This window comes from Paenibacillus allorhizoplanae, assembly GCF_927798215.1.
Taxonomy (GTDB): Bacteria; Bacillota; Bacilli; order Paenibacillales; family NBRC-103111; genus Paenibacillus_E; species Paenibacillus_E allorhizoplanae.
This window is the reverse complement of the sequence record NZ_CAKMMW010000025.1, coordinates 69973-83683: the sequence shown is the minus strand read 5'-3', so window position 1 is coordinate 83683 and position 13711 is coordinate 69973. Positions and strand designations below refer to the sequence as shown.

The window sequence follows — 13711 nt, the reverse complement described above, 5'->3', positions numbered from 1 at the left end:
ATAATGAACGAAACCGACATCCTCTTTGCTTCTACGTAGGTTAATTCGGAAACAATGGATTTAGATCAAGTATCCATTAGCATCCAAATCAGAGCTACTAACCAAAAGGAGTCGGTTTCTATTATGAATAATTCCACAAAATACGTTGGCTTAGACGTATCCAAATCAAAAGCTGTGGCTATCGCTGTTCCGTTTAAAAGGAAAGAACCAAGACTTACAATAGTTTATACCGGATAACATTCTTGTCACCCGTCTGATATATCAAGTCCCAACCTTACGTACTGTTCTCGAGGAGCATCGTTTTGCTGCATCAAACTTACGAGTATTCGTTCCATAGCTGCTTCAATCTCGGCATCGCAAATTGGCTGATCCTGGTCTAGGTCCTTCTCCATATCAAACAGCATCGTTCCGAATGGATGGGGAGAATGCGCCTTTCGAGCCAGAATTCGAAGTGTCGCGACGCCCTTAGTAAACGTAAATGGCTCTGCCAGCTCCATCTGCCGCAGCTCATCTGGAGCGAATCGACTTCGCATATGCGTCGGCATCAGAGTGTATTCATATAATGGCTGATTGTCTGTGCTGACCGGAGCCCGCATGTACACATATCGACCATCCGTGCAGTTTACATGCCCACCATGAATGCCGAATAAAGCTGCTTCTCTCACCGGCACATCCGAAGCGATTGTGTCCCTGAGCGGCTTCCCCTGCATATCCTCCGGGATTTTCACTCCGAAAAAGTCAAGCAGTGTTGGGGCCATGTCGATCATCTGAACCAGACTTTTGCGCCGCTCTCCACGCACGCCGCTTCTTGGATCCCAAATAAAGAGCGGAGTATTGGCTATCTCGTTATAATACGGCATATGCGATTTAGCCCACCAATCGTGTTCGCCCAGCAAGAAGCCGTGGTCGGTATTCACGATCAGCATCGTATCCTTCCATAAGTCCAGCTCATCCATCAAATCCAATACTTGTCCCAAATAGTCGTCGCACATACTAACCAGAGCCGCATATTCGAAACGAGCATGCTGCACTTCCTCGAGAGTTTCCCTCACTGGAGCGTATGGCGGCCAATCGAAGTGCTTTCCTTTGTAATCATGCGGGTACAAATCGCGGAATCGCTGCGGTGCATAAAACGGCTCATGAGGGTCGAACGTCTCCAACTGCAAATACCAGTTTTCCTGAGTAGCATTTGCACGGATAAACGCCATTCCTGCGGCAAACGTCCGGGCCTGCGGAAAGTCTTTCTCTTCCCTCATAAATTTGCGGTTGATCCAATCCTGCCGCACGAGATTGGGCATAAATTCATGCCCACCTAAGCTCTCCGGGATCTCGGGATCTTGAACCTCCCCCTTCCACGGATCTCCCTCCTGCCCTCGTATCAATTCGTAAGAGCTGTAGCGAGTATGATAGGTGGCACCTCCATCTTCCCAGTAATGCTGGTGATCGGTGGCCAAATGCGTATAAATGCCATTTTGCTTTAACAGTTCCGGCATCGAATCGTCGAAAGGCTCCATAGGCCCCCAGCTGCGGTGTAGGAAATTGTGGCGGCTGGTTTGCAGCTCCCGCCGGGCTGGCATGCAGGGCATGCTGCCGATAAAACTTTTCTCGAACACGGCTGTTCTCTCGGCTAGCCGAGCAAAATTTGGCGCCTTTACCCAGTCGCAGCCATAAGGCGGCAGCATATGCCGGTTCAGCGTGTCAAACATCACCATAATCGCTTTCGCTTTCAAGTTATTCACCTACCCTTTCACGCCTGACGATACAATGCTTCCAACGAATTGCTTCTGGAACACGAAGAAAGCAATAATCATCGGCAGTGAAATTAACATTGTCGCAGCCATCAGCAAATTGTACTGAATCGTAAATTCTCCTTTAAACACCGACAAAGCAAGCTGGATCGTACGCATACTCTCCTTACTGGTAAAAATCAGCGGGCCGAAGAAGTCGTTCCATACGGATACGATTTTTAAAATCCCGAGCGAGGCGAGCAAAGGTCCGCTAAGCGGCAAATAGATTCGTAAATACATACCCAGATAGCCGTTGCCGTCCATAAAGCCCGCTTCATCCAGATCTTTGGGAAAGCCAGCGTAAAACTGACGAGCCATAAAAATGCCGATCGAGCCTGACAGCGCCGGTAAAATGAGAGCCCAATACGTATTCAACCATCCTGTACCGCCATGCCCAAACATATCGTTATGTCCGAAGAACGGAATATTTTTCATAATAATAAATTGCGGTACGACAATCGCCTGTGCGGGTACCATCATCCCTACAAGAAGGCAGATGAAGATAACTGTGCTTCCTGCAAACCGGATTCTAGCGAACGTATATCCTGCCAGCGTATTAAAAAATAGACTTCCTGCGGTAGCAACCAAAGTGACAATTAAGGAATTTTTGAAATAAAGCCCCCAATTTCCCTGTTGCATGGCTTTTACATAGTTATCAAAATGCCATTCTTGTGGAAGAAGAGTAAGCTTGCCCGAAACGAGCTCGGTATTTCCTTTGAAGGAGGTAAATATCATAAAAAATAAAGGAACTAAGTTTATAATCGTAACGATAGTCAAAATGATAAATAACCATGTTTTGGACATGTGGTTTAGCTTCACAGCATTTCTCCTCCTTTTCTGCGTTTACTCGAGTGTCCTTGTGCCAACCCTGTAATTAATCAAAGTAACAGCCAAGGTAATAATCAGCAAAAAGATGGAAAGAGCCGATGCATAGCCCATTTCATACTGTCCGAAAGAAGTATCGACGATTTGATTAACGATCGTATTTGTCGAATTCAGTGGGCCGCCTTTGGTCATAATATACACGTAATCAAACACCTGGAACGAACGGATTGTCGCGGTGACAAAGATAAAGAAGGTCATTGGATTTAAAAGCGGTACTGTAATGCGAAGAAAGCTGCGCAGCCCAGTCGCTCCGTCGATACTAGCCGCTTCGTATAGTTGAGCGTCAATCGATTGCAAACCAGCCAAATAAATGATCATCGCATACCCAGTTCCTACCCATATGCCAAGAATGCTGATAGACATGAGCGAATAATGAGTGTCTCCGAGCCAATTAATACCACTAAAATGGAGCCACTTCAGTATCGCGTTAAACGGACCGTTCTTATTATCGTACAAATATAGCCAAGTCATAGAAACAGCAACTCCCGAAATGACGCTCGGTAAATAAATACCCGCTCGGAATATAGCCATCCCCCGAATTTTTGAATTGAGCAGCACCGCCAACACTAGACCGATCAGCATTTGCGGAATGACCGTAACGAGCCAAAACACAAGTGTATTCCCTACAGCCCCCATAAAAATGCTGTCATTAAACATCCTTGCATAATTAGAAAGACCAATCCACTTTCCTGGCGATAACATACTGTAGCTGGTAAAGCTTAAGTAAACCACACATAGAAGGGGAACAAATATAAAAATAAAATAAATGAGTACATTTGGCAAAATCAACAGATAAGGTATGAGCCTTCGACTCCATCGTGCATTCAATTCGTTCTTCCCCCTTTCCAAATAATCAAGCCCCCTAGGCCGCAAAATGCTTATGCACAAGGGGGCCGCTTTCGACGATGCTTCCTTTATTTTTTGGACACTTCTTGACGTGCCTTGTCGGCGTTATCCTTCATGGCTTGCTCTGGTGTTTTTTTGCCGTAGTAAGCTTCTTCCAAACCGATCCGGAGATATTTCGTAATGATGCTCCAGTTGGAGGAAGGCAAATAGCCACCGGCATCCTTCATTGAAGCAAAAATGACCTTGTTGGCTTCTCCAAGCCCTTCAAATTTAGCTTGAAGCGATTGCATAGGAGGAACGTAACCAGTCGCTTTCGAGAATTGGAAAAATTCATCCGGAGAGAACATAAATTTCAAGAACTCCCAAGCTTCCTGCGAATGCGCAGACTTCTTGGCAATTGTCATAAAAGTTCCTAGCATAAGCGAAGTTTGCTTTCCTGTCGGCCCTTTCGGCGGGAGCGCAAAACCGATCTTGTCATTGCCGATCGATTTGGTCAGCTGTCCAAGACTGTAAGAGCTCTGGAAGCCCATTGCGGCCATACTGTTCTGGAACAGCGAACCCGTTACATTGGCATCTGCTTGAAACATAACGTCCTTGCTTTTGACCAAATCCGTCAATTGGTTTGCCACCTTAACCGATTCAGGTGAATCAAAGGTTGGATTCCCCTTCTCATCATAAAAATTCAGACCATTTAATAACAGCATGCTCAGGTAGGCCTGTTCCGAATTGACGTTATTGATTGTGCTGGTGGTGATGTCGAGGCCTGACCGCGTGACTTTGCCGCTGCTATCTTTCTTGGATAGCTTCTTCGCATATGCAAACAGCTCATCGTACGTCTGTGGCGGCTTGTTCGGATCAAGCCCGGCTTCCTGGAAGTAATCCTTTCTCCATACCAACGGGCGCGTTTCTGGAATAAGCAGGCCATACAAGCCGCCGTTCCATTGTCCGGCCTTCAGAATGTCCGGGAAGAAGTCGCTTTTTCCAGACCAATTGTCTTTTTGAATCAACGGATTCATATCCATATAATTCCCTTGATCCACAGTCGATATCAGTTGGCCAAAACCAAGTCCGTGCACATCTGGCTGAATGCCCCCAGCATATGCTACAGACAACTTCTGGAAGTAATCGGCAAATGGAATTGTCGTAATCTCGACCTTAATATTCGGGTGTGTTTTCTCAAAGTCCGTACCGATCTGTTTGATGGCGGGGTCTAGCTCAGGGAAACTAACCGGCATCCATACTTGCAGTGTTACTGGGTTTGATGATTTTTCCACCGCTGGGGAGTTGTTGGCTCCCGCATTTGGACTGGCCGTTCCCGCCGTGGTGTTGCCATCTGTCGAGCATGCGGAAAGCATAAGCATAGAACTAGCTATGGCTCCCGCGATCAAACCTTTCGTTTTTGTTTGAAACATACATGTTCCTCCCTTTTCATTTACAGTCGATCGGTCATACCCGACCAATGACTTGATCTTAGCAGTACAAAGCAATCCGGGTATATTGGCTATTTTTGATTCTATCTTCCTTATTTGCAAACGAATCCGTCCATGCAAATGTATAGACCAATAGGACTTTTTTGAATGATGAACTATTTTTGCAAGGCCGTACCGACGATCCCAGCTTGAATGAGCATCCGTTCCACGATTACAGCCGTTTCCGCACGCGTCATGCTGCGCCCGGGCTGCAGAGTGCCGGCCTCCCCTTCGATCAGACCACTTTTAACCAACAGGGCCATGTTTTGCTTCGCCCACTCACTGACATGAGCTTTATCGGTGAACGAGGAAAGAAGTACATCCGTTTCAGACTCATCCATACCAAAAGCAGAATTAATAACTTTCATCGCTCTAGCTATCATGGACATCGCTTCTTCCCGGGTCACCGACGCCGTAGGGGCGAAAGATCCGTCTGGGTAGCCCGATACGATTCCGTACTGATAAGCCTGATTCACAAAATCCTTAAACCAGTCTGTCGATGCGATATCAGAGAACGTAGACACAGATGACGAACCGTTTAATCCAAGCGCTCTAACGACGATCGTTGCAAATTCGGAGCGTGTGATAGGTCGATCAGGTTCGAATGCGGATTCATCAATACCGTTTACAATCAAACGCGACGCTAAATCGTTAATTTCTTTTTTGGCCCAATGAGACTCCATGTCAGCAAAATGTACCGGACCGCTCAAAATAGGCTCTTTTAAAGCTGCGTCACTGGACCAGACGACCAGCGTGTTCGAACCTGGCTGTATATTCCGGAACGGTCCTGCTGCTACCGTATTACCGGTTCTAGTATTGCCGTAAAAATCTGTTGTCACATCCTCAATATAATTGTCAATCGGAGATGGCCCAATATGAGCTACCCCATCCGGCTTGTTTCCGTCAGGCAATTTGAAGATCGAATCTGGCATAGTCGCCAGTACATGATTTTTTCCGATATAAGCTCCGGTAATCTTATGTGCTCCGAGATTGGCAGGGGTATTTGCCGCATCAACACTAAAAGTTATTGTACACTTGTTCTCGTCACAGGATGCGGATGCCGGGTTTCCGCTAATTTCGGCACTGTGTGTATCAGGCGTATAGGAATTCGATGTATAATCGAGTATTTTGGCAGCCCCGTTATAGTTCACGTTATAGTCCACTTCATTGCCCCAAAGATTTGTGGTGGCCGCGTCCAAAATTGCAGGCTCAATGAATGGTTTGTCATCGATAAATGACGGGAATGTTATCATCCCTATATTGTAAAAAATATTATTTAACACCTTGTTGTACTTTGTACGAGTTGCCACCGTTCCCAGTGGAACCAGTGTACCTGGCCGATACAGCATCATATGACGATACCCGTCAACATCTGCACCTTGAACCTGAGCGCCAGGGAACCCTGGGAAGTGTGTGGCATCAAACGAAACGTTCGAGTTTATGAACATATTGTGGACGAGTGACGTACCTTGCGTTTCCAAGAAACTAGCCCCACTACCAATAAAAACATTGTTGTCGATTACATTGCTTCCAAAGTTAGCTTCATCAAAAAATACACTATCCGGGTTGGAAGCGACGATGACATTCCGACTGAACTTATAGTTCTGTACTTCCGAATCCAACCATACGGGAAAAGACATCCAAGACTGGTTACTATAGAAATAGTTATCATGAATGTTGGCACCAGTACCGTTGTCGATGATTTTTAAATAAGCTTCTGACAACAAGCCTGTATTCAAGGCGTTATTGTTGATAAATTTGTTGTTGTAGATTTCCGTAAAAGGGCCTTTATATGCAAATGCCCCGTTCGTATTGTTATCCTTAATGATATTATTGCGAATAATATGGTAGCCGTATTTGGCCGGAGTCCCATATTTGGCCTCATTCATGGCAGAACCCAGTCCGAAATCCAAGGCAACTCCACCGTTATTCTTCAACACGCTATTCTGAATGATCCAATTATACCCACCGTTTGTACTGAGCGCTCCTTCCATCGGAATGGCAGCAGGCCGCCAGTAATCAATATCCTTTGTTCCTGCGCCATGCATTATCGTGAGCCCGTCAACTGTTATATAACCAGTATTCCATGAAGCGGTAAACACTTGCTTCCGCTTGGTGAGCTCTACGATATTTGCGTTTGGGTCCACTCCAAAATTTGCGTATACCGTTGTAGTGACAGAGTCCACTTTGGCCGTCCATGTGAGTGGAGTAGTTTGCACTTCGCTTAAAGCGGATCGCTCCGTAAGTAAACTATCGTTCAAATACACAGATCCAGCTGTACGCAATTGCTTGCTTCCCGGTAAGGTCCCCTTAGCCCAATGTGTGTCGAATGGATTAAACGAGCCAAAATATAAATTCGGCAAAGTCTTCATCCATGTTTGACTAGCATTGTCAAAGCTCCAGTCTTGAGCCAGTTCAGAGCCCTTTATGATAACTTGTTGCCCAGGGGCAGCCTTATAGGTAATTCTCGTGTTTTCGTTACTGCCTCCCCTCGGAGCCGCTACCGTTTCCCTATACGTGCCACTATAAATCAATACCGTATCTCCGGGCTGAGCCGCTTGAGCTGCATCGTTAATGAACTTGAAATCGCCTGTGCCGTCTTGTTTGACGGTAATGACCCTTGCATCTGCGAACGCTTTCTGCTCCGTGGCGCTCACGCTAATGCTGGACAAGATCATCGTGAGTACAACTACCATTGAGACTAGTTTAATATGCTTCAACCTTGATAAAAGCTTCATTCCTTCGTAACCTTTTAGTCTCGACATTCGAAAATCCTCCCTTTTTGTTTGTGTAACCGATTTCAATATCCGGTCGGACTTGATCATATCATCGGTATCCGTTTTTGGAATATTGCTTATTTTTGATTCCATTAACTTTATTTGACCAATAGCTCTTAATTTAAGTTCTTGACTGTATGTTTTTAACTTCTGCCCTTTTTTCGCCATGCCAAACAACCCCTAAAATAGTTTAGATTAACCCAGGGGCTTTTTCTAATGTCTAATTTAGGGGGTACAGTTCATTTTTAGGGCCTAATACAACTTGCTTGCATCCAGTCTTTTCTCTTGCTCCACAGATTGCATCTCCCGGTATTGACCCGGCGTGGCTCCAACATGCTTTTTAAATATGCGGATAAAGCTTTGTGTGTTAACGTAACCCACATTTTCGGCGACTTGCTGGACCGTTCCAGATAAACTAAGCAGCATCTGTTTGGCTCGCTCAATGCGAAGATTGATCAAGTAATCCATAAAGTTCTTGCCGGTGCCCTTCTTGAACTGGCGGCTCAAATATGCGATGTCTAGTCCGAGTTCGTCGGCAATCCCGCCTAGCGAGATTTCACGGTTATAGTTCGCGTGGATATACTCAAGAATATGGGGGATTAGATTCGTTCCCTCGGATCGTTGCTTTTCTGCTCCTTCTATCCATCCGTCAAGACGTTTCCTAAACCAGTCTATTGCTTCACGAATGCTTTCTCTTCGCTGCATCTCAAGATGCATTTCCATAAAAACGCTCTCTACCTGCAACTTCACTCCCATCTCCAAGATGGTAAAAATAACAGACATAAATAAATCATGCAGTATTTGTTGGATAACCATCATTGGATAAACTTCCAAAGACTCCAGAAAAGACTGCATCGTACCCATTTCAATGTGAATCAACTGTAAATTGCCACTTTTTACGGCCAGTAGAAGCTGTGCCTTTCTTTTGCGTGCCGACTCCAAAAAGCCGAACATGACCGGCGCCTCCCCAGCCATCTCCCATTCTTTCAACACATGAGTGCCGCCATTGTACCATTTTCGTTCAATACAGCCAGTCAACAAGCTCCAAGAGTCGGGAATATGCCTAATGTTTAAAACAGGCCTGCTGATTGCAGCGGTAACAGTAATTTTCAGATACTGATGTACGTGTACAAGGATAGTATCGGTTACAGCTTCGAGCTTCGCTTTAAACTCTTCCTCACTAATAGGCGTTTTTGTGTTGCAGAGCATGACGATATCCTGGCTTTCGGAGTTCCATAGTAGAACTTTAAACGATTGCTCGCCCAACTCCTCCGCCATCTTGTAAATGAAAAACCTGAACAAACTCTGATCAGATCTGCTATAATTTTGCAGAAAATCAAAATACCTATCGATACGAAACAAAATAATCGCGAATGTCGGTGTGGGGAATTCAATACCGATTTGATCCATTTGTTCTTGGATTTCCGACCACTCACCCTGGTCTTGATGAAGTAATCGATAACACAGTGCTTGCTTCAAAATCGGGATGTTTTTGCGGTACATGAATTCGATGTTCTCCCGATGCTCCTTTAAGGCCGCGATACTGTTGACTAAAACATTCAAAGAAGCATTTGAGCCGGTACTACCTTCTTCCGCCCCATCGGCTCCGACTACCTCCTGTATCGTATGCAACTTACTGAATATATTTCGAATCATCAAGAACATATAAGTGATAAGCAGTAGAAATAGCAGTGCAAGTGCTGTGATTATCGCCAATCTGACATAGAGGCTACCCGATAAAGCTGAACTTTCAACGGCATATAGATAGTTCCATCCTGGGATACCCGCAGGTGAATAATAAAAAAAATAGCTTTTGTCGTCTAGTAACCCTTGGAAATACGTGTACTGCAATTTTGGAACAAGCTTGTCTGCAATTGGGATTGTATCGGAATTCCCCGTTTTCAAATCGAACATTTGTTTATCTGGTGATACTGCCCACATCCGCTCGTTCCCTTTTATGTGGTATGGATTAATAAATAATGACTGACTATTAAGCATCACTTTGATAAAACCAAGCGGTTGTACAGCAATATTGGGTATCCCGCGGAGCATAACAATGCTCGGTATTGACCCATCAACGGCTGTACGAGCAACCTCCCCATTGCTGCTTCCTTTTACCTTGTCTGTTTCAGACTGCCATTCGGCATCGCTTAATAGGGGAATATCTTTAATTTCACCATGGATATACCTGATCGCTCCATTTTTGGTGTATATTTCCAAATATTGTATGCAGCAAAAATCAGTACTCTCGTGCAAAATGTTTTGAAGTGCTCCGGTACTTTCCGGATCAATACTGTTTATGGCTCGGATTAGTTTAGTATTGTTTGATAACTGAATGGTTCGATTATTGATATCTTGAAATAGGGTATCATAGTAATTTTTAAAAAGCGATTCTGGACGCGCGCTTAGCTTTTCCAATTGCGTTTTTTGTATAAGGTTGTTGTAGCCATTGCTAAATAAGTATATAGCTACAACGATCAGCAACATGAGCAGAATAAGTGCGGCAGAGAGTCGATAAAACAGGGAACGGAATTTATCGCTGAATAAAATTTGTATAAAAGCTTTCACTAACCCGGCCCCTTTGCCTAAATAAGTTACAATGCTATCTAAATTAACCTTACCATACATCAAAATAAATCCCAAAGACAACACCAGTTCATGTAAGGTCAAAAAACAGCTATATAACAAAAAAAGACGATTCCTAAAGAATGCTACTGCCCCAATGTTTTCTCACTGACACTATGATAATCCAGTGTAAATTTGCCTCAAATGAAATACCAAAAAATAATAACGTTAAATTCTTCCAAGAGCCTCGAAGGCATCGGGTAATATGGCTTTAACAGACAAAGGCAGCCTATCGTGTGGGCTGCCGTCATGTCGTGATTGAACTATCGTTCTGCGTTAACTTAATTTAAACATAATTGACTATGCATTCGCATCAAACATTGCTGGGATATTTATTTCTTTTACACAAGATGCTTTGGAAAGGCTTATGACGCATTTAACTAATGAAACGATATCTTGAAGGGGGATTTGTGTATAATTGTAGGCTGACAAGACTTTTTCAATTCCATCCTCTAAAGGAACTTGGGTAGCAATTTCACCAGGGTTTATACAAGTTACACCGATTCCAAACTTTTTAACATGTTCCCTTATGGAATTGGCAATACCTCGCAAACCGAACTTAGACGCTACAAATGAAACTTGTGTAAAATCATTATTCTCAAGTCCTGCAGTAGAACCAATTAAAACAATTTTTGCGTTAGCCGACTTTTTTAAATTCGGTATAAGCTTTTGTATACATGTAATTGCGGCAATTACATTCACATTTATGATTCTTGAAATTTCATCTGGGTCATCTTTCTCAAAATCATAGTCTTCTCTAAATCCGTTGCTCTCCCATATTCCTGCATTAAATATTAATACGTCTATGATGTGGCCATTTATTGTATTCGCAATCAGATTGTATGCATCAGTTTTCGATAAATCAGCTTCTATCCAATATCTATTGATTCCATCGTTAAGGTTTAAACTAGTAGGATAACTCCTAGAAACTATCCATACATTATCACCGATTTCTGGCAAACTTTTAACAAAGGCATCACCTAATCCTTTGCTCGCTCCAATAATAATAAAATTCCTCATGGAAGTTGTTTTTTCCTTTCATTTTTTGATTCAAATATTATACCATACCTTTGCAATTATCCCTGCCCGTTAGGTGAGCAAAGACTGCCAATCATGCCGGCAGCCTTGTTTTGGTTGTTTATTTAGCAATTGTTATCCGTAACAGAACGAAAAGCTGCCGCTGTTGGCATTTGATAATGAAAATTGTTCACTGTTTAATATCCGTATTCACTTCTTTGTTGCGATGATTAATCCAGTGGACCAATTTAACTTCGTTATTATTAAATCTTCTCTACTGTCCAAATAACCAATCAATTCCTCTACCTTTGTTGTATGTTCATCAGGCCAGGACGGAATCGGTAATAAATCATCAATGATATATAGACCTCCAGGCTTTAGTAAGTCTAAAGCTTCATCTAGTGCATAAAATTTTCCAGGCCAAGTATCAGCAAAAATAAAATCAAACTTTTGATTTGATATTTGTTTTATAAACTCTTCTCCATCCATGTTGTAGAACTGAACCCTATTATCAAAGCTTAAATGCTTCTTGGCTATATTGTGGATAGTTTCATCCAGTTCAACAGTCAATAAAGATGATTCTCTATCCATTCCATCTAATATCCAACTTGTCGATATACCCGCACCAGTACCCAATTCTAATAGCATCCCATTTTTACATGAACCTGCTAACGTTCGTAGTAAAGAAGCTGTTTCTAAATCACAGGACATCTTGAAACCCATCGCTTCTGCATCAATTGCAATGATTTCACTTATTTCAGGTTTCCTTATGTATTGTACTTGCAACATTTTAGCTTGCATACACATACCCCCAATAAAATTATATGTCCTTCGTAATTAGAAAAAATAGTACAAAAGATTTTTTGCGCAACAGCTTTTCGAACTATCTTGCCCGTTACTTGAATGAAAACAGGGAGCAGCTGCCACGCAATCTGCTCCCTGTTTATAGTGTGATAACGGCTATTATCATTAAATGCTTCATTGTATGTATGTCCGCATAAGATAGTTTCGATGAATATTATATTACCACATTTTTACTATTATGTTGCGCTAAACTTCCCGTTCATTTAGCAAGTTACAGGTCAGTCTACTGCTTGTCGGATTAGCGCTCTCTCTAAGCTTTTTTGACGAAATCAAGAATAAAGCCGCGTTTCTCAAGTGAGTTACGCGGCTCTTAATATTTCAAGTATTTAGTCGGAGCACATAAGCCTAACACATGCTTATCAATATCCCTAGATTCACTTTCACAATTTTCCGGATACTTTGATCCATAATATCTCATGGAATATGCTAGAAATCGCTCATTGTTTCATGATTAACATATTCTTATCATTTAGGTGATGGGCATATCATTTTAATGTCTACAATATCTAACATTTGGGAGCTCTCGACTAAACTGCTTAAAGGGACGCTTTGCTCGTTTTCCGGTTGATCCAAAGGATAAATTCTGGCTGTATCATTCTTTTCGTCGACATGTTGGATGTAGATTGGCGTCCCATTATAAGTAACATCAACCATGACTGGTGAAACTGCAATCTCTTGAGCGCGTTGAATGTTCATTTTTTGTCCTCCCTTCACGTACTAGTTACATTATTTGTACGTTTGAAAGGATGTATTCATGGTATGTTACTCACGTTATAATCCCGGGGACAATCCTCTGCTCTACTGTTTCAGGTCGTCTGGCCTTCAGTCGGCGGCTAACGAGATTTTGACGTTTAATCGGTTATATTTCTAAATAAACGCTTTCGTCCTAAAGGGACGGAGTTGCCGTTTATTTGTTTGAATGAATAATTTGATTGATCATTTGGAATTGTATAACAGGATGTTAATCTATCGCAACAAAGGGAGGGAACTACTATGGCTAAGCCAGACAATCGCGAAGATAATCCAGCTCGTATTCAGAATGCCATCGATAATACAATGGCAAATCTAAACGAAGCTGAGGAATACTTGGATGAACATGCAGATGAAATTTCTGCTGTAGACAAAGAGAGCATCGAATCCAAAAATGCTCGCCGCAAAGAGAGCATAAATGGATTTATCGCAGAGAAACAAGACGAATCCAACGCACAAGAATAACAGATTTTCCCACTTATTAAAATTACACCCTGTAGTCGAGATATCGGATAACCATTCTGGTTCAACCGAAGTCTGCTATGGGGTGTTTTTCTACGCCCGATAGTTGAGAAAAAAATGGCTGCCCTAATAGCTTGTAAAATCCACGTATATCTGCGTGCCAGCCGGCGCCAAAACCATTTTGCCTTCGTGTCAAGGAATGTAAAGGTTAATGCGTCACTTCAAGCCA

The 13711-nt window shown here is 43.0% G+C and carries 9 protein-coding genes and 1 pseudogene; 1 reads left to right on the top strand and 9 read right to left on the bottom strand.

Annotated elements, in window-relative coordinates; all coding sequences use genetic code 11:
* Positions 1-245 precede the first annotated feature (245 nt).
* The 9 genes and pseudogenes from L6I86_RS29110 to L6I86_RS29070 form a co-directional block, all read right to left on the bottom strand.
* A complete protein-coding gene (locus L6I86_RS29110) occupies positions 246-1739 on the bottom strand; it encodes a sulfatase (protein WP_236291947.1) in 1494 nt (497 codons plus the stop codon).
* Positions 1740-2606, bottom strand: a complete 867-nt coding sequence (locus L6I86_RS29105; protein WP_236291946.1) for a carbohydrate ABC transporter permease — start codon at positions 2604-2606, stop codon at positions 1740-1742.
* 24 nt (positions 2607-2630) lie between these two features.
* A complete protein-coding gene (locus tag L6I86_RS29100) occupies positions 2631-3500 on the bottom strand; it encodes a carbohydrate ABC transporter permease (RefSeq protein WP_236291945.1) in 870 nt (289 codons plus the stop codon).
* A gap of 86 nt (positions 3501-3586) precedes the next feature.
* Complete coding sequence (locus L6I86_RS29095; protein ID WP_236291944.1) at positions 3587-4930, bottom strand: ABC transporter substrate-binding protein; 1344 nt, start codon at positions 4928-4930, stop codon at positions 3587-3589.
* Positions 4931-5103: 173 nt separating this feature from the next.
* Complete coding sequence (locus L6I86_RS29090) at positions 5104-7752, bottom strand: S-layer homology domain-containing protein (protein ID WP_236291943.1); 2649 nt, start codon at positions 7750-7752, stop codon at positions 5104-5106.
* A 264-nt stretch (positions 7753-8016) separates the two neighbouring features.
* Complete coding sequence (locus L6I86_RS29085) at positions 8017-10332, bottom strand: helix-turn-helix transcriptional regulator (protein ID WP_236291942.1); 2316 nt, start codon at positions 10330-10332, stop codon at positions 8017-8019.
* A gap of 357 nt (positions 10333-10689) precedes the next feature.
* Positions 10690-11409, bottom strand: coding sequence for an SDR family NAD(P)-dependent oxidoreductase (locus L6I86_RS29080; protein ID WP_236291941.1), 720 nt, complete (start codon positions 11407-11409; stop codon positions 10690-10692).
* A gap of 207 nt (positions 11410-11616) precedes the next feature.
* Entirely contained in the window at positions 11617-12207 is a 591-nt protein-coding gene (locus L6I86_RS29075) for an O-methyltransferase (RefSeq protein WP_236291940.1), read from the bottom strand.
* 585 nt (positions 12208-12792) lie between these two features.
* Positions 12793-12966 (bottom strand): annotated as a pseudogene (locus tag L6I86_RS29070) (small acid-soluble spore protein H); the annotation flags it as partial.
* A gap of 297 nt (positions 12967-13263) precedes the next feature.
* On the opposite strand from L6I86_RS29070, the gene tlp reads away from it, so the two are divergent.
* Complete coding sequence (gene tlp, locus L6I86_RS29065) at positions 13264-13485, top strand: small acid-soluble spore protein Tlp (RefSeq protein WP_236291939.1); 222 nt, start codon at positions 13264-13266, stop codon at positions 13483-13485.
* The last annotated feature ends 226 nt before the right edge of the window (positions 13486-13711 follow it).